This window comes from Microbacterium sp. SD291, assembly GCF_017355365.1.
Classification (GTDB): Bacteria; Actinomycetota; Actinomycetes; order Actinomycetales; family Microbacteriaceae; genus Microbacterium.
Genome location: NZ_JADIJR010000039.1, coordinates 1 through 22,914, shown reverse-complemented (window position 1 = coordinate 22,914; position 22,914 = coordinate 1). Strand labels below are relative to the sequence as shown.

Here is a 22,914-nt window from a genome sequence, read left to right as displayed (position 1 = left end):
GTCCGGGGCGGCCTCGAGCCGGCCCCGCGACGTGGCCCGATCCGGAGCGCCCGGGCCCAACCGCCCTCAGTGCGGCCGGAACGTCACCAGGATCGGTCGATGGTCGCTCGAGCCCTGCGGCAGGGTCGTGACGCGCTCGACCTCGAAGCCGACGGATGTCGCGAAGTCGTAGTGCCCGCGGAACACCCGGTAGCGCGTATACGTGTGGTCGTCGCTGAGAGTGAGCGTGTAGCCGTGGTCGCGCACGGTCTGGCCGAGGTTCTCCTTGAACACGGGGTAGTTGTAGTCCCCGACCATCAGCACCGGCAGCCCCTCGCCCAGCTTCTCCAGCTCGGTCAGCGCCGCCCGGATCTGATGGCGCCGCAGCGAGTTCAGCGCCGTCAGCGGCGCGGCGTGGAAGGACGCGACGATCATGTCGCGCGCGTGGTCGATGTCGCGCAGCCGCACACCGAGCACGCGCTCGTGCGCGGGCTTCAGCAGCCGATCGTGCAGCGACTTCTTCAAGCCGATCGTCTTCACCGCCTGCATCTGGAAGACGCTCTCGCGGTAGTAGACCGCCAGTCCCAGCCGATTGCCCTGCGTCGCGAGCGCCAGCACCAGGTCGCCGACCCGCGGCGGAAGCTCCTGCACGTCGCATTCCTGCAGACACAGGATGTCGGGATCATGCTCTGCCTGCAGCACGACGAGTTCGCCGGCCGCCCGATGCTTGCGCAGGTTGTAGGAGATGACCTTCATGACCCGTCCTACGCTACTCGCCTCGGTTCCGCACGCGTCGACGATCTCGCCGCGCGGCACGCCCCTTCCCCGGCTGCGCAGGTGCGGCCGGTCCGATGTCGCCGGGGAACGCGGCATCGCGCAGCGCCTGCCGCTCGCTGCGCGCCCGAGGCGAATCCAGGATGCTGATCAGCACCGCCGCGACGATCGACACCGCACCCGCGGCCTGCACCGGCAGCGGGTCGACATCCCCCCAGCCGCTCCAGTCGATGCCTGTCCCGAACACGAGGGCGGCGGCTCCGAGAGCCCCCAGGGCGCGCGCGAACCGCTCGGCCGCACGCATGTCGATCAGGAACGGCCGCAGAGCGTCCTCGTCCACGCGACGAGGCGCGCCGTCGGCGACCCAGGCGCGCATCGAGCGCTCCCTGACCCGCTGCAGCAGGAGACTCGCGATCCACATCGCCGCGCCGGCGATCGCGCACAGCATCAGCGCGCCGCCGCTGGCGAGACTGAGTACGTCGATCCCGGTCTCGACCGGATCGATCCAGGTGATCGGATCGCAGCTGCGGCACTGCTGACGCAGGAGCACCGACACGACGAACACGCCGATGGCGGCGAACGTCACCATGGCGACGACGATCGCGCTCCGGTCGAGCGCATGCGCCGACGGAACCGTGACCACGCGCGGCAGCACGCCGAGCGGCGCCGCGTCGCGCTGCACGGCATCCGCTCGCTCCGCCTCGCGCAGCGCGCGCGACCAGCGCTGGCGCACCGCCTGCACGCGCGGCTCGGTGCGTGCGATCACTCGTGCGGCGGCAGCCTTCATCGCCGCTCCGGCTCCGGTGATGGCGGCGAACACCACGAACGCGATCCAGACGAAGGGCTCTTCGCGCATCTCCTCGTCGAACACGATCATCCCGAGCAGGACCGCGCCGAGGAGCCCCGCGGTGAGCATGATCACGATGCCGCCGGACACGAGCCCAGTACCCGGGACGATCGACAGCGACGTCCTGAACGTCTTCGCAGGCACCGGCTGATCCCCGACGGATGCCGCGTGCGTCGCAGCCTGCCGCTCCGCAACACCCAGCACGACGAACCTGTCGACGAGGAACAGCCACGGCACGATCGCGCCGAGCACGAGCGCAACCACGAGCAACGCCCCCATGCTCGAGCGGAACAGCGGATCGAGGTCGAGCGTCGAATAGTACGCCGAAAGCGCCTCCTCCCCCACGATCCCGAGCACGAGCACTCCCAGGAATGTGAATCCCGTGCCGATCGCGGCGCCGGCACCTGCGGCCTCCAGCGCCCGCACAAGCGTGAGCGCCGGCGAGGAGACCTCGACGATACGAGACCCCGCGCCGCGAGTCATTCTCCGCCGGCCTGGCGCCGAGCGCGCGTCTGCGTCGCGCGCATGGCGAGCAGGTCGTCGGCCGGGTAGCCGACCTCGGTGAGGCTGAGCCCTCGCGCCGCGAGCACCTTGAACTCGCTCGTCCTGTCCAGGGCATCGCGCAGCGTGACCACGTCGTCGACGTCGAGGCGCCCCTCCCCGACCGCCGCGCACGCGCCGACGAGCGCGCGGACCATGCTGTGGCAGAACGCGTCGGCCTTCACCTCGGCCACCAGCACCCCGAGGTCGTCGCGCGTCCACCGGTAGTCGAGCAGCGTGCGGATCGTCGTGGCGCCCTCGCGCGGCTTGCAGTACGCCGCGAAATCGTGGAGGCCGATGAGAGTGCGGGCCGCGGCATCCATCGCCTTCTCGTCGAGCGTGCCGCGGATGGTGGTCGTGTCGTGCCGGCGCAGCGGGTCGTAGCCGGCCCCGTCGTCGGCGAGCCGGTAGCGGTACCGCCGCCAGACCGCGGAGAACCTCGCGTCGAAGCCGTCCGGCGCGATCGACGACCGGGTCACCGTGACATCCGGATAGGCGCCGAGCACACCGCGCATGCGCCAGGCGATCGATCCTGCGGCGTCTTGCGCCGCGCGGCCGTGCCTGGTCTCGATGCGCGACCACTGCTCGGCATCGAGATCGACGTGCGCGACCTGACCTGCGGCGTGGACGCCGGCATCCGTCCGTCCCGCGACGACCAGCTGCACCTCGCTCCCGACGATGCGGGCGAGCGCGGCCTCGAGCGTGCCCTGCACGGTGCGCAGGGTGGGCTGCCTGGCCCACCCGCGGAAGTGGGTCCCGTCATAGGCGATGTCGAGCCGGATGCGCACGGCTAAAGCCTAGGACAAGCGCAGCGCGGGCTCAGAACGCCCTCGCGGCCGACTTCAGCGCTCGACCAGGATGCCGTCTTCGTCGCTGTACAGATGCGCCCCGACCCGGAACGTCACTCCCCCGAACTCGAGGGGGACATCGGCCTCGCCGGTGCTGAGCTTCGTGCTCTTGCGGGGATTCGTGCCGAGCGCCTTCACCCCGAGATCGAGGCCGTCGATCGCGACGCTGTCGCGGATCGCGCCGTTGATGACGACGCCGGCCCACCCGTTCTCGACGGCGGATGCCGCGATCATGTCGCCCATCAGGGCGCGGTGGAGGGAGCCGCCGCCGTCGACCACGAGCACAGCGCCCTCGCCCGGCGTCGCGAGCACCGACTTCAGCAGGGCGTTGTCCTCGAGGCACCGCACGGTGCGGATCGGACCGTCGAAAGCCCTCCGCTGCCCGAAGGAGCGCAGCTGCAGCGGCAGCGACTGGATGCTCTCCTCGAGCTCGTCGTACAGGTCGGCCGTGGCTACCGGCATCCTCAGATCCCTCCGTCGATCGAGCGCGGGAACTCCCCTGGCTCTTCGGGCACCATCACCTCAGTCTGGCGGTTCAGGCTCTCCCCGCGGAAGAACCTCTTCGACCTCGGGAACAGGAACCAGGCGAGCATGAGCACTACGCCGAACGCGAGCGACCCGACGCCGACCACGAACGTGCCGCCGATGCCGAGCAGCACCGTGTAGCCGTAGTCGACGTCCCACATGTCGATCGCCGACTGCACGAACGCCCCGGTCAGCAGGACAGCGCCGATCAGCGGGAACAGGCCCTTGAAGACGAAGTCGCGCACGGAGTTGCGGAGCTCGGCTCTGAAGTACCAGACGCACGCGAAGCCGGTGATCGCGTAGTAGAAGGCGATCGCGAGACCCAGCGACAGGATCGAGTCCTGCAGGATGTTGTCGCTGATGAGCGTCATGCCGACGTAGTAGCCGGTGGCGACCACACCCATCACGATCGTCGAGAACGACGGCGTCTTGTACTCGGGGTGCACGTCCTTGAATTTCGCCGGCAGCGCCCGGTACACGCCCATCGCGAGGGTGCCGCGGGCCGTCGGCAGGATCGTCGTCTGCGTGGACGAGATCGACGACAGGATCACCGAGACGACCAGCACCCAGCCGAACGGTCCGAGCAGGCCGTCCTTGATGGCGAGGAAGAAGTCGTCGGCGTTCGCCTCGTTCCCGAGGCCCGTCGCGTCGTCGCCGAGGCCCGCGTACATCATCGCGGCGATCGTGACGAGCACGTAGGTGAAGAGCAGGATGACGGTGGTCAGCAGCGCCGCGCGGCCGGGGATGCGCTTCGGGTCCTTGGTCTCCTCGTTGAGCGCGAGGCAGGTGTCCCAGCCCCAGTAGATGAACAGCGCGAGCAGGATCGCCTCGGTGAACCCGGACCAGCTCTCGAACGCGAACGGGTTCAGCCACTCCCAGTCGAAGGGCGTCGGGTTCGGCGCGGTGCCGGCGGCGAAATGCCAGATCGCGGCGACGACGAAGATCGCCAGTGCCAGGTACTGGATGCCGAGCAGCACGTTCTGGATCCGCTCGCCGATCTCGACGCCACGCCAGCTCACCCACGTCATGGCGGCGATGAACAGGACGGCGACGAGCACGACGCGGAGGTCGTTGTTCTCGACTTCGATGCCCAGCAGGTTCCAGAAGTAGACCGAGGCGATCTGGGCGAGATTGGCGAGCACGACCATGCCGGCCACGGCGACTCCCCAGCCGCCCATCCAGCCGACCCAGGGCCCGAACGCCTTGGTCGCCCACGTGAAGGTGGTGCCGCAGTCCGGCACCGCGTTGTTCAGCTCGCGATAGGCGTACGCGATCAGCAGCATCGGGATGAACGCGAGGATGAACGCGATCGGCGCCTGACCTCCGACGGCGAGCACCACCCATCCCAGCGTCGCGACCAGCGAGTACACCGGCGCGGTGGAGGCGAGCCCGATGACCGTGGAGCCCCAGAGCCCCAGGGTGCCTGCGGCCAGGCCCTTGCCGTCGGGTCGTTCGAGATGGATAGGCGTCGTCGACATGAGGTGAACAGTAGAGGCGCTACGGTTCCCTGGTCAAATCACCCGGATCGGCGACGGATTCCGTGCGTGTCAGGCGCGGTTCTCGACGGATTCAGTTGCCGGCTCCGAGTCTCTGCCGAGCATCGCGTCGGAGTGATCGGCGACCCACTCCACCAGCGGCAGCATCCGCTCCATCAGATCGCGACCGAGCGGCGTGAGGCTGTATTCGACGTGCGGGGGCACCGACGGGAACGACTCCCTGTGCACGAGTCCGTCGTCGGCCAGTGTGCGCAGAGTCGACGCGAGCATCTTCTCGCTGATGCCGCCGACCTCTCGGCGCAGCGCCCCCCAGCGGCGTGTGCCGTCGGACAGCGCGGAGAGCACGAGCACACCCCACTTGCTCATCACGTGATCGAGGACGACCCGCGTGCTGCACCCCGGCTCGAACACCATCGGGGTCGAGGCCTTTATCTGCGCAAAACTCACCGTCATGTATGTACCTTACTTCAAAGTGGGTACCCGACTTCTGGAATGGCGTGCTGTGCGGATGCTGTTGTGCCGGATGTCACCTAAGAAAGGACACCTCATGACCATCCTCGTCACCGGAGCGACCGGACAGCTCGGCCGCCTCATCGTCAAGAGCCTGCTCGAGCGCGGAGCCGACCCCCAGTCGATCGTCGCCGGGGCACGCGATGTCGCGAAGGCGTCAGACCTGGGCGTGCGCACCGCTCGTCTCGACTACACGGAGCCCGCCACGATCGCCGCGGCACTCGAGGGTGTCGACTCCGTGCTCCTGATCTCCAGCTCCGAGGTCGGCAAGCGCGCCGCGCAGCACCAGGCGGTCATCGACGCCGCGGTCGCCGCGGGCGTGCAGAAGTTCGTCTACACCAGCGCCCCCAAGGCGACGACGAGCGACCTGGTCCTGGCACCGGAGCACAAGGCGACGGAGGAGCTCATCGCGGCATCCGGCCTTCCCGCCGTGATCCTCCGGAACAACTGGTACACCGAGAACTACGCCGCGGACCTCGCCCGCGCCGCCGAGACCGGAGTGCTGGCCGCCGGCGTCGGCGACGGACGCGTCGCCTCGGCCAGCCGCAAGGACTTCGCGGATGCCGCGGCCGTCGTGCTGCTCGAAGACGGCCACGCCGGTGAGGTGTACGAGCTCGGCGGCGACGTCGCCTGGGACTACAACGACCTCGCATCCGCGATCGCCGAGGTCTCCGGCCGTGAGGTCGCGTACGTGCCCGTCTCGTTCGACGAGCAGCTCGCGGCGCTGCAGGCGGCGGGCCTCGACGAGGGCACCGCAGGATTCGTCGCGGCTCTGGATGCCGGCATCCGCGACGGCGCGCTCGCCGACACGGACGGCACGCTCTCGCGTCTCATCGGCCGCCCGACGACCCCGCTCGTCGAGGGCCTGCGCGCCGTCGCCTGAGCCCGGATTCCAATACCGGTTCCGGTCGCAGTTGGGCACAGTCCCGCGGGCGAACACCCTGCTGAACTGCGACCGGAACGCCTCACCGCCCGCCACATCCCGATTCCGGTCGCAGTCGGGCACAGTCCCGCAGGCGAACACCATGCCGAAGTGCGACCGGAACTCTACCCCGCGGGCCCCTCAGGCGCGGGCGGCGGGCGGCGGCTGGACCGAAGCCCGCTCGATGAGCCGGGTCTCCAGCGTGTGCACGCGCACCGAGTCGGCGCCGCCGTCGATCATCTCGAGCAGCGCCTCGGCGGCCCGCTCGCCGAGAGCGAGCATCGGCTGCTCGATCATGGTGAGCGGCGGTTCCATGACGGCCGCCCACGAGCTGTCGTCGAAGCCGATCAGCGACACGTCGCTCCCGACGTGCAGACCCGCGGCGCGGATCGCCCGCAGCGTTCCGGTGACGGCATCCGTCTCGGTGCAGAACATCGCTGTCGGAGCATCCGCCAGCCCGAGCATCCGGGTGGCCTCGGCCTCAGCCCGCTCCTCGTCCTTCGGCCCGACCATGACGAGCTCGGGGTCGAAGGCGATGCCTTCGTCGTCGAGCGCGTCGAGATACCCCTGCAGACGTTCGCCGTCGGTCGACAGGTTCCTCGCCGCGACGTCGATGAAATCCCGGCGGCGGGACGGCCGCTCCGCCAGAGGCGGGCCCCAGACGAAGCCGACCCGGCGGTGCCCCGCGGCGATCAGCCGGGCGACCGCCTCCCGAGACGCGGTGCGGTTGTCGATGACCACTGCGTCGAGGTGCAGCCCGCGCACGACACGGTCGACGAGGATCACCGGGATGCCGCGCGACCGCGCCTGCAGGATGTGGTCTGCGGATGCCGGGTCGAGGGCTGCCGAGGCGATGATCATGCCGTCGACGCGCTTGTCGATGAGCACGTCCGTGGCCGCGATCTCCTCCGCGAGCTTCTCGTAGGTGCTGAGCACGAGCGTGTCGAAGCCGCGGGTCCTCGAGGCATCGGAGATGCCGCGGACGACGCCGCCGAAGAACGGGTTCGCGATGTCGGCCACGATCACGCCGATCGTGTGGGTGACCCCGGTTGACATGCTCCGAGCGAGGGCGTTGGTGCGGTAGCCGATGCGCTCGGCCGCCGCGAGCACGCGCTCGCGCACCTCGGGGCTCACGTAGCCGTAGCCGCCGAGTGTTCGTGCGGCGGTCGACCGTCCGACTCCGGCCTCGGCCGCCACCTCCGAGATCGTGGGCGGAGCGGCACGCTCGTTCGTCACCCGCCTCGCCCCCTTCGATCGACTCATCTCATGCTAGCCGCGGCCGGGGTGGGCCGACCCCGGCCGAACGCTCCCTCGACTAAGCACTGGTCGCGCGCGGCATCCGCACCCGCCTCGAGAGCACGCTGCAGCGCCGCTGCATCCGGCCGCCGATCGCGGCGCCAGCCGTCGCCGTGCAGCGACACCAGGAAGCCGGCGACGAACGCGTCGCCGCACCCCATCGTGTCGACCATCTCCGCCTCATCATCGATCAGCCGGGCGGGCGCCGTGAGACGCAGCCGGCCGTCGGTGACGAGAGCGCCGTCGACGCCGCGCGTGCCCAGGGCGAGACCGGCGCCATGCCGGACCGCTTCGTCGAGCAGCGCGAACGACTGCTCCAAGTCGAGCTCCGCGCATGACAGCAGCACGAGATCGGCGAACGGCGCCACCCGCCCGAGGTACTCGGGTGTGCGGAACGCGGGCTCGCTGGAGAGGTCGAAGCTCACCAGGACGTCGTGCTCGCGCAGCCTCGGCAGCTGATCCTCGACGCCGGAGTAGACGCTCGAATGCACCACGTCGAACATCGCCGCGTAATCTTCCCTGCCGTCGCCGAGGTCGATCGGCTCGCGCACCGTGATGCCTCCGCCGTTCCAGCCGAGGAAGGTGCGGTCGCCGTCGACGACCCGCAGGGAGGAGACCCCCGACTCCCCCCTGCGGACGACGCTGTGCGCCGTGCCGACGCCGGCGTCCTCGATCGCCGCCCTCAGGAACGCGCCCGCATCGTCGTCGCCGAAGACGCCGAGATACTCGGCGTGCGCGCCGCGACGGCGCGCGTAGACGGCGACGTTGACGGCGTTCCCGCCCGGGTAGTCGATCCCCCGGTCGAGGAAGCGGTCGATGATGTTGTCGCCGAAGCCGAGCACTCGCATCCGCCGGTCCTGCCCTGCTCAGTACGCCATGACGCGGTAGTAGCGGCGCAGGTCGAGCGAGTGGTCGCGTACGCGCTCGAGGTGCTTGCTGACGCGACCCATGACGGTGTCGAGCACGATCGGGGCGATGAGCGCGCGGTTCTCGGGGCTGAAGCCCTCGAGCGCGTACTCGCTGGTGTCGAACACCGTGACGTCGCTCGTCACGCGCTTCGCGAACGCCTCGGCCCGATCGGTGAGCGGCCGGGTGCGGTCCTCGCCCTGGAAGACGAGGACCGCGGTGTCCTCCTCGAGCAGCTCGAGCGAGCCGTGGAAGAACTCGGCGCTGTGCACGCGGGTGGTGCGCAGCCACTGCATCTCCTCGAGGATGCACATCGAGTACAGGTAGGTGAAGCCCCAGAGCGGACCGCCGCCGATCAGGAAGTAGTAGTCGGTGTCCTTGTGCGCCTCGGCGAAGGATGCTGCCGCCGGCTCCGCCTGCTCGGCGACCGCGACCAGCGCGTCGGGCAGGTTCACGAGCTCGTCCGCCAGGGAGGCGTAGCCGTCGAACTCGCCGCGACGCTCGAGCAGGCGACCGACCAGCAGGAGCAGCTGCATGTCGAACGGCCAGGTCTTCGGCTCGGAGACGAGTGCGTGGTCGACGCCGAGGGCGATCGGCGAGTCGCCGTGCCCCGTGAAGGCGATGGTGGTCGCCCCGGCGTCGCGCACGAAGTCGATCGCCGCGATGACGTCTTCCGTGGTGCCGGAGACCGACGTGAACACGGCGGCGGTGGTCTTGCCGAGCAGTGCGTCGCCGGCGACGACGAGCTCGGCGGCGATGACGGCACGGACCGGCAGCGTGGAACGCTCGCGGGCGAACAGCTCGTACGGCCAGGCCTGGGCATAGGTGCCGCCGGCGCCGACCAGCAGTACGTTGTCGATGCCCTTGGCGAGCAGCTCGTCGACGAGCTGCTCGATCTGGGGACGGAGCGCGACGGCGCTGGCCGTCTGCACGCGGAAGGCGGATTCGTCGAAGCCGAGCATCAAGAGGTTTCCTTTCCAGAGCGGATGCAGCGGTGAAGCGCTCCGCGATGAGTGTGTGGTACCGGTGTCAGGTGGCTGTCATGTTGGCACACGATTCACTGATTGGTCAATATTGGCCTGAAATTAACCAAAATAGACCCCTTTTCGAGATTCTCAGGAAATAAAGCTGGTACCGGTATCAGGTTTTGGCTACACTCGCTGACCAGGCACCGAAATCCAATGGCGGATCGGTCGCCGCCCGAAGGCGGCCTCGATCGCCCCGAAGAGAGGCAAGACATGCGCCCACCACGCACCCTCGCAGTCATGGCCGCCGCGGCGACCGCGCTGACCCTCGCGAGCTGCAGCGCCACCCCGACGGCTCCCGCAGCCGACGTCTCGGCAGAGCCCGAGTACTCGGGCGAGCTCAGCATCCTGACCAAGTTCGGAGGCGACCCGCTCGAGGCGTACTTCGAGGACATCGCGGCCGAGTACGAGGAGCTCCACCCGGATGTGAAGATCGAGCTCATCCAGGAGACCGATCAGTCCATCAAGGACAAGACCAAGACGCTCACGGCATCCCAGGCACTCCCCGACATCTTCTTCACCTGGACCGGCAACTGGGCCCAGAACTTCGTCCGGGGCGGCATCGCGGCGGATCTCACCGACGTGATCGCCCCCGGCACCGAATGGGGCGACACGTTCGGCGAGGGCTCACTGTCGGCCTTCGAGTTCGACGGCAAGTACTACGGCATCCCGCTGTACAACAACGGCAAGTTCATGGGCTACAGCAAGGCCGCGTTCCAGACCGCCGGCATCGAGGTGCCGACGACGTTCGAGGAGCTCATCGAGTCGTGCGGACCGCTGCGCGACGCCGGCTACGAGCCGATCGCCTTCGGCAACAAGGACGGCTGGCCGGCCCTGCACTACCTGCAGCAGCTGTTCGCGCACAACGTCCCGTCCGACGTGCTGCACGCCGACTTCGACCCGGAGACTGCGAAGTGGGACGACCCCGGCTACGTCACGTCGCTCGAGCAGTTCAGCGAGCTCGTGAACAACTGCACCGACTCCGGCAAGGGCACCAACGGCGTCCTGTACACGACGGCGCAGGAGGCCCTCGCCGGCGGACGCGCGGCGATGTACTACCAGGAGGTGCTCGAGTTCGACTCGATCACCGTCGAAGGCGCGAAGGTGACCGCCGAGGACTTCGGCATCTTCCCGCTGCCCGCCGGAGCCGACGCCGACGGCGACCCCGACGCGATCGAGGGATCCCCCGAGGGATACCTGATCAACGCCAAGTCGCCGCAGGCCGCCCTGGCCGTCGACTTCATGAAGTTCGCCACGTCGACCGAGCAGGCGCAGACGCTCTCGTCCCCGCCGTACGGCCAGCCGAGCGCAGTGGTCGGCGCTGTCACGGAAGACACGTCGAGCAAGGCGGTCTTCGAGGGCATCACGAAGGTCAACGAGGCGTCGCAGCTCGTCGTGTGGCTCGACACCGTCACCGTTCCCGAGGTCGCCGACGCCTGGCTCGCCGGCGGCGAGGCGCTGATCAGCGGCAGCGCCACCCCCGAGGAAGTGCTCGAGAGTGTTCGCGCAGCGAACGACGACGCCAAGTGAGGCGCGGTCGGGGGCGGGCTACCGTCTGCCCCCGACCGTCACCGAAGCCGTCGTCACGACGCCCGGAGGCCGCCGGCCGGTGCCCCGCCGGAGCAGGTCGCGTCTGAGCCGCATCGCCGGACTCGCCTGGGTGCTCCCGGCTCTGGTCGTGCTGGGCGTGTTCGTCTACCTCCCGCTGGTGCAGAACTTCGCGTTCTCCACGCAGGAGTCCGACATCTACACCGGCACGCAGGAGTTCGTGGGCCTGGCCAACTACGAGAAGCTGCTCGGTGACCCGATCTTCTGGTCCGCCCTCGGGAACAACGTGCTGTATGCGGCGCTGTCGATCGTCTTCCAGGTCGGCGGGGCCCTGATCCTCGCCGCCATGATCGAGAGCCTGCGCAGCTCGCGCTGGCGGAAGGCCCTGCGGGCGATCTACTTCATCCCGTCCGCGATCTCGCTGACCGTCGCGGGACTGCTGTTCTACTTCATCTACGAGCCGAAGCTCGGCCTGCTGAACCACGCGCTCGGCGCGATCGGGCTCGGCGATCTCGCCCAGCCCTGGCTCGGCCAGGAGTCCACCGCGATGGTCTCGATCATCGCCATGAGCCAATGGCAGGGCTTCGGCTACTGCACGCTGCTGTTCGCCGTGGCGATCCAGCGCATCCCCTCCGAGCTGTACGAGGCGGCGAGCCTCGACGGCGTCGGCGCTCTCGGCCGCTTCTTCCACATCACGATCCCGCTGGTGCGGGAGATGACCGGTCTCATGATGATCATCACCATCTCGGGTGCGTTCCAGGTGTTCAACGAGGTCATGGTGATGACCTCCGGCGGCCCGAACAACTCCACGCAGGTCCTCGCCAGCTGGCTCTACCGCAGCGGGTTCGTCCGCAACGACTTCGGCTACGCCGCCGCCATCGCGACCGTGCTGTTCATCGTGACGATGATCATCGCCCTCGCCCAGCTCTGGTACACCCGTCGCAGAAGAGTGGAGTTCTGATGAACCGCATCGGCTTCGTCGGCGTCATCGCCCGCGTCTTCATCTGGTCGTTCCTGCTCGGCCTCGTCCTGGTCGTGCTCTACCCGCTGCTGTGGATGACGCTGAACGGCTTCAAGACCAACGCCGAGCTGTTCGGCAACCCGTTCGCGCTCCCCCTGCAGTTCGGCTGGCAGAACTACGTCGACGCCTGGAACCGCGGCGTCAGCGACTACCTGACCGCCAGCGTCCTGGTCACGATCACCTCGACCATCACGACCGTGTTCATCAGCGCCTGGGCGGCGTACGGCTTGACCAGGGTGCGGATGCCGTTCGGCCGGACGATCTCGGGGCTCATCCTCGGCGGGCTGATGCTCGCCCCGGCCGTCGCACTCGTGCCCCTGGTCCGGATGTTCCAGGCGATGGGCCTGTACAACACCTTCTGGGCGCTGCTGATCCTCTATACGGCGTTCCGGATCCCCTTCACGACCTTCCTGATCCGGTCGTACATGATCGACCTGCCACGTGAGGTCGACGAGGCCGCCGAGGTCGACGGCGCGAGCAAGTGGACGACGTTCTGGCTCATCATCCTGCCGATGTGCAGGCCGATCATCATCTCGACGATCCTGCTGCACGTGCTGTTCGCCTGGAACGAATACCTGTTCGCGATGGTGTTCACGAGCGGCACCACGATCCAGACTCTGCCGGTCGGGCTCACCAGCCTGATGAGCAAGCACGGCACCGACTATCCGGTCGTGTTCGCCGGCATGGTCGTCGCGGCCCTGCCCGTGATCGTGCTGTTCTTCGTCAGCCAGAGGCATTTCGTCAAGGGACTCGCGGAGGGCATGGGCAAGTGAGCGCGACACCGCTGATCGACCGGGTGACCGGCTCGAACTTCTCGTACCAGCACCTGCCCCTGGAGAAGTGCTTCGACGACATGGCGGCGCTGGGCCGGACGAGCGTGGAACTGTGGGGCATCGCCCCGCACGCGCACGTGCCGTGGATGACGGATGCCGAGGCCCGCGGCATCCGTCGCCTGGCCGCCGACCGGGGTCTGATGATCGCGTGCTTCACGCCGGAGCAGGTGGCCTACCCGGTCAACGTGGCCTCGCCGGATGCGCGGCTGCGCGCCGAGAGCCTGTCGATGTTCCGGCGAGCCGCCGAGCTCGCCGTCGCACTGGGCGCCGGAATGCTGTTCCTCACCTCGGGGCGCGGCGGTGAGGGCGAACCGCGCTCGGCCGGTTGGAACCGGGCGGTGGATGCCGTGGGCGGGATCGCCGCGTACGCCGCCGATCTGGGGCTCTCCTGCGTGCTGGAGCCGCTGCAGCGCGTCGAGTCGAACCTCGTGAACACGGCGGATGACGCCGCCCGGATGCTCGACGAGATCGCAGCCCCGAACCTCGGCGTCGCGCTCGACACGGTCGCGGCGTGCGCGGCCGGCGACTCGGTCGACGCCTACTTCGTGGCGCTCGGCGACCGCGTGCGGCACGTGCATCTGATCGATGGCTCCCCCACCGGGCACCTCACGTGGGGCGACGGCACGCTGCCGCTCGGCGAGATCGTCGCCGCGCTCGCGCGGCACGGCTACGCGGGGCTCGCGACTGTCGAGCTGTTCGGCGACGGAAGCTACGCTCTCGACCCGCGGCCGGCGCTGGAGCGCTCACTCGCGGCGATCGCCACCGCCTGAGCGTCGCCTTCCAAGGCGCCCTCCCGCGGCGCCTCCCGCTCCGGTCGCACTTCGGCACAGTCGCCGCACGCCGACACCGTGTCGAAGTGCGACCGGAACCCCGCGGCGGAGCCCAACTCGACGTTCCGGTCGCAATTGGGCGCAGTCACGCGCGCGAAAACCGTGCCGAAGTGCGACCGGAACCCCGTTCCGAAGTGCGACCGGAACAGGATGCCGGGCGGCCCGGGCTACTGGGTCACCGGAGCCCAGGCGCCGATGCCTACCTCACCGAGCTCGGCATCCGCGTCGAACCGGTCGAGACGGAACGCGTCGAGCACCGGCGAGGGCTTCCCGGTCAGGATCTCCTCGGCGACGAGCTCGCCGAGGATCAGGCCGAGGGTCGCACCGGAATGCGTGAACAGCATGTACAGCCCGTCGATCGCGGAGACCGCGCCGACGACGGGCTCGCCGTCGCCGGGGATGGGCTTCAGCCCAGCGGCGACCCGCGAGGCGGTCAGCACGGGATGCCCGGCGAGCACTCGCGAGCCCTCCTCGAGCAGACCGCGGACCGACTCCTCGGGCACGGTGAGCGACCCGTCGGACTCGACGATGATCGACTTCTCGGCCCAGTCCGCGTCGAGCACGAGCCGGCCGTCGGGCATCGGCCGCACGGCCACGCGAGGCGTGTTCAGCACGGTGCGCACGCGCGGCTCGACGGGCTCGGTGATCACGACGAAGGCCGCAGGCGTGGCATCGGGCACCTCGACGCCGAGAGCCGCGAGCTGGGCCGGGACGTGACCGCCGGTCGCGAGCACGACGCGGTCGGCAGCGAGACGTGTGCCGTCGCCGAGGACGACCCCGACGGCGGTGCCGTCCTGCACGTCGACGCGCACGTCTCCGGCGTCCTCGATGAGATCGGTGCCGGAGGCTGTGGCCTCAGCCAGGAGCGCGGCGATCAGGTCGGGCAGGTTCACCCAGCCCTCTCCCCTGTTGTAGATCGCGCCCTCCTCGGCGACGGCCTCGGCGGCGACATCCGGAGTCAGCGACGCCACCTGCTCGCGTGAGAGCCAGACGGAGTCGTACCCGCCCTCCCGCTCGTACGCGAAGGTGTCGCTGAAGCTCTCGTCCTCACCGCCCCACTTCAGCGCGCCGTCGAAGCGCAGGTAGCTCGCGCTCTCCGGGTGACGCTCCCGCCACGTGCGGTAGCGGTCGATGCCGATCAGACGCAGATACCGGTACTCGGTCGAGCGCGCGCCAGAGGAGTTCAGCCACGCGATCGAGCGTCCGGACGCCCCGTCGGCGGGCTTTCCCGACGTGACCAGGGTCACCCGCGCCCCGGCCCTGGCGAGGTGCGCGGCGGTCGAAGTGCCGAGGATGCCTGCGCCGATGACGGCGACGTGAAGTGGCTGCGTGTTGCTCATCGTTGTCCTTCATTGATAGCGGTGGGTTCTGGTCGGCGCAGCGGCGTCTCGGCATGCAGGCGCTCGATGAGCTCGAGCACCGCGACGGCGTCGGCCGGGTCGACGGGCAGCGGGGCGCCGCTGCGGATGCTGTCGGCGAGGGCGCGGTAGAACACGCCGTAGTCGCCGCGGAGGCTGGGGAGCGGTGCGAGCGACCCCTCGACGCCGAACACGCCCCAGCGCTCGGCCGGGGTGACGCCGTAGTCGTCGTCCGCGGGCGAGGCGCCGGCGGCGAGCGCGGCCTCCTGCCCGTCGAGGCCGTAGGAGGTGTAGCCGCTCTCCGAGCCCAGCACGTGGAATCGCGGGCCGAACTGGGCGGCGAGCGAGTTCATCCACAGGTGGGAGATCGTGCCGGACTCGTGCCGCAGTGCGACGAACGCGTCGTCGTCGGCGACCCCGCCGGGCCGGTTCACGGCGAGTTCCGCGCGGGCCTCGGCGATCGGGCCGAACAGCCGCACGGCCTGGTCGATCAGGTGGGTGCCGAGGTCGAACAGGATGCCGCCTCCCTGCGCGGCCGCGGCCTCGGCCTTCCAGCTGGCCCGCACGTCGGGCTTGTACCACTCGAAGCGGGACTCGAAGCGGCGCACGGCACCGAGGCGCCCGGTCTCGAGGAGGTCGCGGACGGTGCGGAAGTCGCCGTCCCAGCGCCGGTTCTGGAACACGGTGAGCCGGCGGCCGAGCTGCTCGGCGTGTGCGATCAGCGCGCGACCCTCGGCCGAGGTCACCGTGAACGGCTTGTCGACGACGACGTCGAGGCCGGCGTCCAGCGCGGCGATCGCGATGTCCGCGTGCGTGGCCGGCGGGGTGCCGATCACGACGAGGTCGAGACGGTCGGCCTGCGCGATCATCTCGTCGACGGAGCCGACGACGGATGCCGCCGGGTACCGCTTCGCGGCCGCGGCCGCCCGCTCCGGGTCGCCGGTGACGATCACGTCGAGCGAGTACGCGGGATCGGCCGCGAGGAACGGGCTGTGGAACACTCGGCCGGAGACGCCGAAGCCGACCACGGCCGCGCGGATCGGCCGCGCCGCGGCATCCGTCGTCCCGGCATCCGTCATCACAGCACCTCGGAGAGGAACAGCCGGAGCCGGTCGCTCTGCGGGTTGTCGAAGATCTCGTCGGGGGTGCCCGCCTCGACCACGCGGCCCTCGTCCATGAACACGACCTGGTCGGCGACCTTGCGGGCGAAGCCCATCTCGTGCGTGACGACGAGCATCGTCATGCCGCGCTGCGCGAGCTCGGCCATGAGGTTCAGGACGCCCTTGACGAGCTCGGGATCGAGTGCGCTGGTGGCCTCATCGAAGAGCATGACCTCGGGCTCCATCGCGAGCGCCCTGGCGATCGCGACACGCTGCTGCTGACCGCCGGAGAGGTCGCGGGGACGATGGTCCGCGCGCTCGGCCAGGCCGACCTCGGTGAGCCGGGCCAGGGCGATGCGCTCGGCCTCGCCCTTCGGCATCCGCTTCACGTTGCGCAGCGCGAGCGCCACATTCTGCAGGGCGGTGTGGTCCGGGAAGAGGTTGAAATGCTGGAAGACGAGGCCGACTCTACGACGCAGCACGTCGGGCTTCAGAGTGAGCGCGTCGTCGTCGGCGAGCCGCACCCGCCCGGCCTTCGGCTCGTGCAGGCGGTTCACGCCGCGCAGCAGCGTCGACTTGCCGGATCCGGAAGGGCCGATGATGCACGTCGTGGTGCCGGGCTCGACGGTGATCGAGACGCCGTTGATGACGTCGATGTCGCCGTACGCCATGGCGAGATCCTCGATCTGGAGGCGAGACCCCTCGTAGAAGCGGCCCTCGGTGACGGGCTGGGGCGAGGTGTAGGTCATGTGTTCTCTCCACGGGTGTAGACCGGGCTGAGTGACTGCTCGGCGACCTCTTCGAGGCCGCTCTTGGGCGGGGCGGGCTTGCGCCGTCCGGTGCGGAACCGGTTGTCGAAGTAGTTGACCAGGTGCGTCAGCGGCACGGTGATCGCCAGATAGAAGACGCCGGCCATCACCAGCGGCGACAGGTTGCCGGTGAGCACCGCGGCGTCCTGGCCGACGCGGAACAGCTCGCGCTCGGAGACCAGCAGGCCGAGGAAGTACACCAGCGAGGAGTCCTTCACGATCGCGATGAACTGGTTCACCAGCGCGGGCAGAACCCGGCGGATGCCCTGCGGCACGACCACCAGGCGCATGGCGGAGCCGTACGTCATGCCGAGCGCGCGGCACGCCTCGAGCTGGCCCCGTTCGACGCTCTGGATGCCGGCGCGGAAGATCTCGCCGATGTAGGCGCCCGCGATCAGGCTCAGGGCCAGGATGCCGAGCGGGTACGGCGACGGGCCGAAGACCTGCCGGCTGATCGCGGCGAAGCCCTGTCCGATCAGCAGGATGGTCAGGATCGCGGGCAGCCCGCGGAAGATGTCGGTGTAGACACGCGCCGGGATCCGCAACCACGGGGTGCGGGCGACGCCCATGACCGCGAGGATCATGCCGATCACGATGCCCAGCACCGTGGCTGCCACCGAGATGATCAGGGTGTTCACCAGCCCGGTGCCGAGCAGCTGCGGAAGAACCTTCCACATCGCCTCGAAATCGAGGAACGTCTTGATGAGCTTGTCGAGCCAGTCCATGGGATCTCCTGTTCGGGGTGCGGGGCCTCAGCGTCGACTGCGGCCCCGCACCGACGAGGCGATTACTCGCCTTCGCCCTCGCCCTGCTCGTCGCTGGGCAGGTACTGGTCGGGCATCGGGGAGCCAGGGAACCACTTCTCGTACAGCTCCTTCCAGGTGCCGTCCTCCATGGCCTCGTGCAGGGCCTCGTTCAGGGCCTCCTTGAACTCGTCCTTGCCCTGTGCGATCGCGAAGCCGGCCGGAGCGTCGAACGACGGGATGTCGATCGCGTTCTCGAGGCCGTACTGCGCGGCGTACTCCTTGGCGGCCTCGTAGTCGAGGAAGTGCGCGTCGACCGAGCCGCTGTTCACGGCCGAGATCGCCGAGTTGTTGTCCGGGAAGCGCACCAGCTCGGTGTCGGTGAAGTTCTTCACGGCGTAGGCCTCCTGCAGGGTGCCCTGCACGACGCCGAGGCGCTTGCCGGCGAGGCTGTCCTCGTCGGAGATGTCGCTGTCGGGGCTCGCCATCACGGTGAGGTACCCGGCGAGGTAGCCGTCGGAGAAGTCGACCGTCTCCTTGCGCTCCTCGGTGATGCCGATCGCGGCGACGCCCACGTCGAACTGACCGTTGGCGACGGCGGCGAGCAGGCCGGAGAAGTCCTGGCCGGTGAAGACCACCTTCTCGATGCCAATGCGGTTCGCGACGTCGGTGAACAGCTCGACGTCGAAGCCGGTGAACTCGCCAGACTCGTCGGTGAACGTGTATGGCTTGGAGTCGCCGAGGCTGGCCACGCGGATCTCGCCGGGCGTGATCAGGCCGTACGGGTTCTCGGTGGACGCGTCGTCGCCGGCGTCGGATGCTGCGGGCGAGCAGGCGACGAGGGCGATCGCCGCGGTGGCCGCCACAGCGGCGATGGCCGTGCGGCGGAGGGTGGAGCGGATGCTCATGGTGTTCCTCTCTGAACTGCGGATGCAAATGGGGGTCCGGGTGGAGCTGTGGTGAGACCGGTCTCAACATGCTACATTGAGACCGGTCTCAATTCGTTTCATCGGACAGTACACGCCTCTGGGCGGTGAAGTCAACCGATAGGTTCGAGATCTGCGATCCCCGCACCGACACCGAGGGAGGTGACATGAGCGAGACGGGAACCACTCGTCGGGAAGCGACCGTCAGCGACGTCGCCCGCATCGCCAAGGTCTCGAAGGCCACGGCCGCGAGGGCGCTCGGCGACTACGGCGCGGTGAGCGATGCCGTGCGCGATCGCGTGCAGAAGGCGGCGGACGAGCTGGGCTACCGGCCCAACGCCCTCGCCCGCACCATGAGCACCGGAAGGTCGCACACGCTCGGCATCATCATCGGCGACATCGAGAACCCGTTCTTCGCCAAGGCGACGCGGGGAGCCGCCGATGTCGCTGCGGAGGCCGGATACGACCTGATCCTGTCGAACTCGGACGAGGAGCTGTCGACCGAGGCGAAAGCCGTCGCGGTACAGCTGGCGAAGCAGGTCGACGGCCTGCTGATCGCGCCGGCATCCTCGCTCGCCCCCGGGAACCTGCAGGCGGTGCTCGATGCGCGCCGTCCTCTCGTGCTGTTCGACCGCACCGTGCCGGGCGTCGAGGCGGATGCCGTCATCACCGACAACCGCTCGGGTGCCCGCCGGCTGACCGAGCTGCTGCTGCGCGCCGGCCACCGCCGCATCGCCTTCATCTCGACGCTCGCACATGAGGGCGAGTTCCGCTCCGGCGACGTGCTGTCGTCCTCGGCGGTGGCCGACCGCGTGCTGGGGTTCGTGGAGACGCTTGCTGCGGCCGGCATCCCTCGACCCGAGGCGCTCGTTCATCTGAACGCACGTCGGGACGGCGTCGACGTTCTCGCCGCGCGGCTCTTGGAAGGCGCCGATCCGGTGACGGCGATCATCGCCTCGGACAGCCTGATCGCGCTGGCGGCGTTCCGCGCCGCGCAGGAGCGCGGCGTGTCCATCCCGGATCAGCTCTCGCTGGTCGGCTTCGACGATGCCGATTGGATGAGTCTCACCACGCCGGGGATCACGGTGGTAGAGCAGCCCATCCACGAGATCGGCGCCCAGGCGACGCGCCTGCTGCTGCGGCGCATCGCCGGCGACGCTCGGCCTCCGTCGACGACGGTCCTCGAACAGCGCCTCGTCGAGCGCGGGTCCGTCGCGCCCGTGCGCTGACGCGTCGGTCGCCATTCCGGGCGCAGTTCGTGCCGCCCCCGTTCATTTCGGGTGCAGTTCGTGCCGCCCGTTCGCGAAATCGGCGGCACCAACTGCACCTGGAACCCAAGATCGGCCGGCCGCGACGGCACCAACTGCGCCCGGAATCGTCCACGACGCCGGGCGAGCCCGGCGCCGCGAACCCTCAGCGCACCACGCCCTCCTGGATGTGGACGACGGTGAGGCGGATGCTGCACACCACGCCCGCCGACGCGCACACTGCGGCGACCGCGGAGCTCGCGCTGCGCAGGGTCGCCGCGGCACCCGTGCCGGCATCGATCGCCACCGACGCCTCGACGGCGACCTCGTCTCCGCTCCAGGAGAGCCTGACGAACGGCTCGGCCGCGTCCTGCAGGCCGAGCGCCGCAGCTCCGCGGCCCACCAGGTTCGACACCAGAGAGCCGGAGCGGTACAGGCTCCGCACCCCGGGGGTCGCCCGCAGTGCGGAATCGATCTCCGCTGCCAATGCCGGATGCTCGTTCGCCGTCATTCCGCCCCCTCCTGACCCTGCGTGTGGCCCCCGGACCAAGGCGCCCGGATGTCGCGCACCATGATGTCGATCTCGACGACGTTCAGCTCGGTGTGGGTGCGCAGCCTGTCATCCACTTCTGCGCGCAGTCGCTCCGCGAGGCGCGTGATCGGCTCGCCGTAGGGGACGCTGGCGTCCAGGCCGATCCGGATGGGCTCGCCGGGGAGCGTGACATCTCCGTCGAGCCGGCATCTGCCGACCAGCACGCCCGGCAGTGCATTCTCCGCCCCGCGGATGAGTCCCCGGACGGCCCCCTCCGTGATCGCGAGGTCCTCGTCCGGGTCGGACGCGAACGGGATGCGGCGACCGGCGCGCGCATCCAGCGCGATCCCGCTCAGAACGCGATCGACCCAGCTCTCGTCGACGGCCCCCTGTGCGGCGGCATCCGCCGCGATCAGTCTTCCCGTCAGTCCGTGCAGCCTCTCCAGCGCATCGAGAGCCAGCTGGCAGCCTGCGGAGCCGTCGATGGAGGCGTCTGCGGGGCTTCGCCCTGCGTCAAGATAGTCGGCGAGCTCCTCGATGGTGTGCCCGTCGAGATCCGCCCGCTCCAGGCCGAGCCGATGCAGCTCGTGGTCGTCGGTCATCGCCACTCCTCCATCCGTACGATGATGTACTTCCGGGCTCGGGCCAGGAGGCCTCGCGCCGTGGTGACCGGGATGCCGAGTTCCTCGGCGATCTCGTCGTACGAGTACCCGCCGATCTCCCGGAGGACCCAGCATTCGCGCTGCGCGTCGGGCAGCTCCCGAAGTGCGGCACCGAGGGCCTCCACCTCAGCCCTGGCCTCGACGACGCGCGACGGCGACGCATGTGCGGGCGCCGGCCTCTCGAACTCGTCGATATCGGCGGTCGGCCGCAATGCGCGCAGCCGGTCGACCGCCTTATTGCTCACGATCCGCATCAGCCAGCTCTTGACCTTCGCCGGATCGTCCAGCTCGGGCAGCCGCTGCCAGGCGGTGACGAACGACTCCTGCACGATGTCGTCGACCTCGGCCGACGCGTTGAGCATCCGCTGTGTATACGCGCGCATCAGCGGCGTGTACCGGCGCACGAGCACCGCGAACGCGGCGACGTCGCCGTCCATCGCACGGCCCGCGATGATCCCGTCATCCGCGGCATCCAGCGCGCTCCATGAGCGCTCGCGGTCCATTCGCAGCCCCCGTGATCCCGTGTTCCCCGCTGTGGGGGAGCGGAGTCCCCGCCGCTCCCCCACAGCTTCCCCCATCGACGCGGTATCCGCGCCGAGTCCTGTCGGCTTCCTCACGCCTTCGAGCGTCGGCCGACGATCAGTCCGTAGATCAGCAACACGATGAGCGAGCCGCCGATCGCGAGAGCCCACGTCGAGAGCGAGAAGAACGAGTCGAGGCTGACGTTGAAGAGGAGGCCTCCCAGCCAGCCGCCGAGGATCGCGCCGACCACGCCGAGCAGCAGGGTCACGAACCACCCGCCGCTCTGCTTGCCGGGGAGGATGAGTTTGGCGATCGCGCCCGCGATCAGTCCGAGCAGAAGGAATCCGAAGAAGCCCATTGTTGTGTCCTTTCGATGATTCTCGAGACGAGGCTCCGGCGGAGCCCCGCGTGTCCGTCACTTCTTGAAGATGTCCTTGATGTTCTCGCCGGTGCCCCTGAGGTTTCCCTTGGTCTGCTCCGCCTTGCCCTCGGCGACGAGCTTGTCGTCGTTCCCGACGTGCCCGATCGCCTCCTTGGCCTTGCCCACGACCTTCTCGGCTGCGGCCCTGATCCTGTCTTCGGCGCCCATGGCGTCTCCTTTTCTCAGTTCGACCCCGGCTCCCGGGATCGAATTCTCTTTGCGTCCGCATCCGGAGCGGCAGGTGCGGTCAGCGCACCCTTCTGCGCGAGCGCAGCGAGTCCCGCCAGCCGCGATCGGCCAGGTGCACCATGACCGGAGTCCGCACGCCCAGCAGGGCATCCCAGTCGCGCACCGCCGATTCGGCCGCGGCCAGCACGCCGGCCAGCGACGCTCCCCGGCGCACGGTGACCACGAGCTCGACAGCCGGCGCTCGTCTCACCGTGTGCACGGCGCTGCGCGCCGAGATCACGTCCGGCCGCGCGGCGAGCGGGGCGGTGAGCACGGCGTCGGCGACGTTCCTGTCGACGGTCGTGCGACCCCCGTCGGTCTCGACGCGCAGCACATTCTTCGCCTTCGACCCCGCACGCGAGAACAGGAAGAACAGCAGCAGGACGGTGAGCAGCAGTGCAGCTGCGGATGCCGCGACCAGGATGCCGGGAATCGTGACGTCGCCGACACGGAGGGACAGCGGCTG

At 69.4% G+C, this 22,914-nt stretch carries 25 protein-coding genes and 1 pseudogene; 6 read left to right on the top strand and 20 right to left on the bottom strand.

Annotated features, from left to right (window positions below; all coding sequences use genetic code 11):
* Positions 1-66 precede the first annotated feature (66 nt).
* From IPV10_RS15390 to IPV10_RS15365, 6 genes are all read right to left on the bottom strand, one after another.
* Positions 67-735 carry an endonuclease/exonuclease/phosphatase family protein gene (locus IPV10_RS15390; RefSeq protein ID WP_207485281.1) on the bottom strand — a complete coding sequence of 223 codons (669 nt, stop codon included), beginning with the start codon at positions 733-735 and terminating at the stop codon, positions 67-69.
* 13 nt (positions 736-748) lie between these two features.
* Complete coding sequence (locus IPV10_RS15385) at positions 749-2,083, bottom strand: hypothetical protein (protein ID WP_207485279.1); 1,335 nt, start codon at positions 2,081-2,083, stop codon at positions 749-751.
* Positions 2,080-2,928, bottom strand: a complete 849-nt coding sequence (gene truA, locus IPV10_RS15380; protein WP_207485276.1) for a tRNA pseudouridine(38-40) synthase TruA — start codon at positions 2,926-2,928, stop codon at positions 2,080-2,082. The genes IPV10_RS15385 and truA overlap by 4 nt, the downstream gene beginning before the upstream one ends.
* Before the next feature lie 54 nt (positions 2,929-2,982).
* Positions 2,983-3,450 (bottom strand): ribonuclease E activity regulator RraA, encoded by a 468-nt coding sequence (gene rraA / locus IPV10_RS15375; protein WP_207485274.1) that lies wholly within the window; start codon positions 3,448-3,450, stop codon positions 2,983-2,985.
* Positions 3,451-3,452: 2 nt separating this feature from the next.
* Positions 3,453-4,991 (bottom strand): APC family permease, encoded by a 1,539-nt coding sequence (locus tag IPV10_RS15370; protein ID WP_207485272.1) that lies wholly within the window; start codon positions 4,989-4,991, stop codon positions 3,453-3,455.
* A gap of 69 nt (positions 4,992-5,060) precedes the next feature.
* Positions 5,061-5,462: a helix-turn-helix domain-containing protein gene (locus tag IPV10_RS15365; protein WP_207485270.1), complete on the bottom strand. Its 402-nt coding sequence runs from the start codon at positions 5,460-5,462 to the stop codon at positions 5,061-5,063.
* Positions 5,463-5,556: 94 nt separating this feature from the next.
* Here IPV10_RS15365 and IPV10_RS15360 point away from each other — a divergent pair, with 94 nt between their 5' ends.
* Complete coding sequence (locus IPV10_RS15360; RefSeq protein WP_207485268.1) at positions 5,557-6,402, top strand: SDR family oxidoreductase; 846 nt, start codon at positions 5,557-5,559, stop codon at positions 6,400-6,402.
* A gap of 180 nt (positions 6,403-6,582) precedes the next feature.
* Here IPV10_RS15360 and IPV10_RS15355 read toward each other — a convergent pair whose 3' ends face one another.
* Genes IPV10_RS15355 through IPV10_RS15345 form a run of 3 tightly spaced genes read right to left on the bottom strand, consistent with a single transcriptional unit; the run spans position 6,583 to position 9,605 of the window.
* Complete coding sequence (locus IPV10_RS15355) at positions 6,583-7,677, bottom strand: LacI family DNA-binding transcriptional regulator (protein ID WP_307861158.1); 1,095 nt, start codon at positions 7,675-7,677, stop codon at positions 6,583-6,585.
* A gap of 23 nt (positions 7,678-7,700) precedes the next feature.
* Positions 7,701-8,585, bottom strand: a complete 885-nt coding sequence (locus IPV10_RS15350) for a PfkB family carbohydrate kinase (RefSeq protein ID WP_207485264.1) — start codon at positions 8,583-8,585, stop codon at positions 7,701-7,703.
* Positions 8,586-8,603: 18 nt separating this feature from the next.
* The gene (locus IPV10_RS15345) at positions 8,604-9,605 is read right to left on the bottom strand and encodes an SIS domain-containing protein (protein ID WP_207485262.1); all 1,002 of its coding nucleotides are present in this window, start codon (positions 9,603-9,605) and stop codon (positions 8,604-8,606) included.
* A 276-nt stretch (positions 9,606-9,881) separates the two neighbouring features.
* On the opposite strand from IPV10_RS15345, the gene IPV10_RS15340 reads away from it, so the two are divergent.
* The 4 genes from IPV10_RS15340 to IPV10_RS15325 are packed head-to-tail and all read left to right on the top strand — an operon-like array spanning position 9,882 to position 13,840.
* Complete coding sequence (locus tag IPV10_RS15340; protein WP_207485260.1) at positions 9,882-11,198, top strand: ABC transporter substrate-binding protein; 1,317 nt, start codon at positions 9,882-9,884, stop codon at positions 11,196-11,198.
* Complete coding sequence (locus tag IPV10_RS15335) at positions 11,167-12,177, top strand: sugar ABC transporter permease (protein ID WP_307861157.1); 1,011 nt, start codon at positions 11,167-11,169, stop codon at positions 12,175-12,177. The genes IPV10_RS15340 and IPV10_RS15335 overlap by 32 nt, the downstream gene beginning before the upstream one ends.
* On the top strand, positions 12,177-13,010 hold the full coding sequence (locus IPV10_RS15330; protein WP_207485258.1) for a carbohydrate ABC transporter permease: 834 nt from the start codon (positions 12,177-12,179) through the stop codon (positions 13,008-13,010). The genes IPV10_RS15335 and IPV10_RS15330 overlap by 1 nt, the downstream gene beginning before the upstream one ends.
* Positions 13,007-13,840, top strand: a complete 834-nt coding sequence (locus tag IPV10_RS15325; RefSeq protein ID WP_307861156.1) for a TIM barrel protein — start codon at positions 13,007-13,009, stop codon at positions 13,838-13,840. The genes IPV10_RS15330 and IPV10_RS15325 overlap by 4 nt, the downstream gene beginning before the upstream one ends.
* Before the next feature lie 227 nt (positions 13,841-14,067).
* Here the strand turns inward: IPV10_RS15325 and IPV10_RS15320 are convergent, their stop codons facing one another.
* The 5 genes from IPV10_RS15320 to IPV10_RS15300 form a co-directional block, all read right to left on the bottom strand.
* Positions 14,068-15,240: an FAD-binding oxidoreductase gene (locus IPV10_RS15320; protein ID WP_207485256.1), complete on the bottom strand. Its 1,173-nt coding sequence runs from the start codon at positions 15,238-15,240 to the stop codon at positions 14,068-14,070.
* A complete protein-coding gene (locus IPV10_RS15315; protein WP_207485254.1) occupies positions 15,237-16,337 on the bottom strand; it encodes a Gfo/Idh/MocA family oxidoreductase in 1,101 nt (366 codons plus the stop codon). Before IPV10_RS15315 ends, IPV10_RS15320 begins: the two co-directional genes overlap by 4 nt.
* Positions 16,337-17,107: an amino acid ABC transporter ATP-binding protein gene (locus tag IPV10_RS15310; protein WP_207485252.1), complete on the bottom strand. Its 771-nt coding sequence runs from the start codon at positions 17,105-17,107 to the stop codon at positions 16,337-16,339. Before IPV10_RS15310 ends, IPV10_RS15315 begins: the two co-directional genes overlap by 1 nt.
* Positions 17,104-17,892, bottom strand: a complete 789-nt coding sequence (locus IPV10_RS15305) for an amino acid ABC transporter permease (protein ID WP_207485250.1) — start codon at positions 17,890-17,892, stop codon at positions 17,104-17,106. Before IPV10_RS15305 ends, IPV10_RS15310 begins: the two co-directional genes overlap by 4 nt.
* Positions 17,893-17,954: 62 nt before the next feature.
* Entirely contained in the window at positions 17,955-18,818 is an 864-nt protein-coding gene (locus IPV10_RS15300; RefSeq protein ID WP_207485248.1) for an ABC transporter substrate-binding protein, read from the bottom strand.
* 185 nt (positions 18,819-19,003) lie between these two features.
* Here IPV10_RS15300 and IPV10_RS15295 point away from each other — a divergent pair, with 185 nt between their 5' ends.
* Positions 19,004-20,065: a LacI family DNA-binding transcriptional regulator gene (locus IPV10_RS15295; RefSeq protein ID WP_207485246.1), complete on the top strand. Its 1,062-nt coding sequence runs from the start codon at positions 19,004-19,006 to the stop codon at positions 20,063-20,065.
* 184 nt (positions 20,066-20,249) lie between these two features.
* On the opposite strand, the gene IPV10_RS15290 is transcribed toward IPV10_RS15295, so the two are convergent.
* From IPV10_RS15290 to IPV10_RS15265, 6 genes and pseudogenes are all read right to left on the bottom strand, one after another.
* Positions 20,250-20,594, bottom strand: coding sequence for a hypothetical protein (locus tag IPV10_RS15290; RefSeq protein ID WP_207485244.1), 345 nt, complete (start codon positions 20,592-20,594; stop codon positions 20,250-20,252).
* On the bottom strand, positions 20,591-21,217 hold the full coding sequence (locus IPV10_RS15285) for an Asp23/Gls24 family envelope stress response protein (protein ID WP_207485242.1): 627 nt from the start codon (positions 21,215-21,217) through the stop codon (positions 20,591-20,593). Before IPV10_RS15285 ends, IPV10_RS15290 begins: the two co-directional genes overlap by 4 nt.
* A complete protein-coding gene (locus IPV10_RS15280; protein ID WP_207485240.1) occupies positions 21,214-21,780 on the bottom strand; it encodes an RNA polymerase sigma factor in 567 nt (188 codons plus the stop codon). The genes IPV10_RS15285 and IPV10_RS15280 overlap by 4 nt, the downstream gene beginning before the upstream one ends.
* A gap of 110 nt (positions 21,781-21,890) precedes the next feature.
* Entirely contained in the window at positions 21,891-22,157 is a 267-nt protein-coding gene (locus IPV10_RS15275) for a GlsB/YeaQ/YmgE family stress response membrane protein (protein ID WP_207485238.1), read from the bottom strand.
* A 57-nt stretch (positions 22,158-22,214) separates the two neighbouring features.
* The gene (locus IPV10_RS15270) at positions 22,215-22,388 is read right to left on the bottom strand and encodes a CsbD family protein (protein WP_207485236.1); all 174 of its coding nucleotides are present in this window, start codon (positions 22,386-22,388) and stop codon (positions 22,215-22,217) included.
* 79 nt (positions 22,389-22,467) lie between these two features.
* Positions 22,468-22,914, bottom strand: a pseudogene (locus IPV10_RS15265) (hypothetical protein); the annotation flags it as partial.

What these genes read in the sequence shown, in the direction of transcription:
- IPV10_RS15390 (WP_207485281.1), bottom strand. Translation starts at nt 735, where the DNA reads ATGAAGGTCATCTCCTACAACCTGCGCAAGCATCGGGCGGCCGGCGAA.
- IPV10_RS15385 (WP_207485279.1), bottom strand. Translation starts at nt 2,083, where the DNA reads ATGACTCGCGGCGCGGGGTCTCGTATCGTCGAGGTCTCCTCGCCGGCG.
- rraA (WP_207485274.1), bottom strand. Translation starts at nt 3,450, where the DNA reads ATGCCGGTAGCCACGGCCGACCTGTACGACGAGCTCGAGGAGAGCATC.
- IPV10_RS15370 (WP_207485272.1), bottom strand. Translation starts at nt 4,991, where the DNA reads ATGTCGACGACGCCTATCCATCTCGAACGACCCGACGGCAAGGGCCTG.
- IPV10_RS15365 (WP_207485270.1), bottom strand. Translation starts at nt 5,462, where the DNA reads ATGACGGTGAGTTTTGCGCAGATAAAGGCCTCGACCCCGATGGTGTTC.
- IPV10_RS15360 (WP_207485268.1), top strand. Translation starts at nt 5,557, where the DNA reads ATGACCATCCTCGTCACCGGAGCGACCGGACAGCTCGGCCGCCTCATC.
- IPV10_RS15350 (WP_207485264.1), bottom strand. Translation starts at nt 8,585, where the DNA reads ATGCGAGTGCTCGGCTTCGGCGACAACATCATCGACCGCTTCCTCGAC.
- IPV10_RS15345 (WP_207485262.1), bottom strand. Translation starts at nt 9,605, where the DNA reads ATGCTCGGCTTCGACGAATCCGCCTTCCGCGTGCAGACGGCCAGCGCC.
- IPV10_RS15340 (WP_207485260.1), top strand. Translation starts at nt 9,882, where the DNA reads ATGCGCCCACCACGCACCCTCGCAGTCATGGCCGCCGCGGCGACCGCG.
- IPV10_RS15330 (WP_207485258.1), top strand. Translation starts at nt 12,177, where the DNA reads ATGAACCGCATCGGCTTCGTCGGCGTCATCGCCCGCGTCTTCATCTGG.
- IPV10_RS15320 (WP_207485256.1), bottom strand. Translation starts at nt 15,240, where the DNA reads ATGAGCAACACGCAGCCACTTCACGTCGCCGTCATCGGCGCAGGCATC.
- IPV10_RS15315 (WP_207485254.1), bottom strand. Translation starts at nt 16,337, where the DNA reads ATGACGGATGCCGGGACGACGGATGCCGCGGCGCGGCCGATCCGCGCG.
- IPV10_RS15310 (WP_207485252.1), bottom strand. Translation starts at nt 17,107, where the DNA reads ATGACCTACACCTCGCCCCAGCCCGTCACCGAGGGCCGCTTCTACGAG.
- IPV10_RS15305 (WP_207485250.1), bottom strand. Translation starts at nt 17,892, where the DNA reads ATGGACTGGCTCGACAAGCTCATCAAGACGTTCCTCGATTTCGAGGCG.
- IPV10_RS15300 (WP_207485248.1), bottom strand. Translation starts at nt 18,818, where the DNA reads ATGAGCATCCGCTCCACCCTCCGCCGCACGGCCATCGCCGCTGTGGCG.
- IPV10_RS15295 (WP_207485246.1), top strand. Translation starts at nt 19,004, where the DNA reads ATGAGCGAGACGGGAACCACTCGTCGGGAAGCGACCGTCAGCGACGTC.
- IPV10_RS15290 (WP_207485244.1), bottom strand. Translation starts at nt 20,594, where the DNA reads ATGACGGCGAACGAGCATCCGGCATTGGCAGCGGAGATCGATTCCGCA.
- IPV10_RS15285 (WP_207485242.1), bottom strand. Translation starts at nt 21,217, where the DNA reads ATGACCGACGACCACGAGCTGCATCGGCTCGGCCTGGAGCGGGCGGAT.
- IPV10_RS15280 (WP_207485240.1), bottom strand. Translation starts at nt 21,780, where the DNA reads ATGGACCGCGAGCGCTCATGGAGCGCGCTGGATGCCGCGGATGACGGG.
- IPV10_RS15275 (WP_207485238.1), bottom strand. Translation starts at nt 22,157, where the DNA reads ATGGGCTTCTTCGGATTCCTTCTGCTCGGACTGATCGCGGGCGCGATC.
- IPV10_RS15270 (WP_207485236.1), bottom strand. Translation starts at nt 22,388, where the DNA reads ATGGGCGCCGAAGACAGGATCAGGGCCGCAGCCGAGAAGGTCGTGGGC.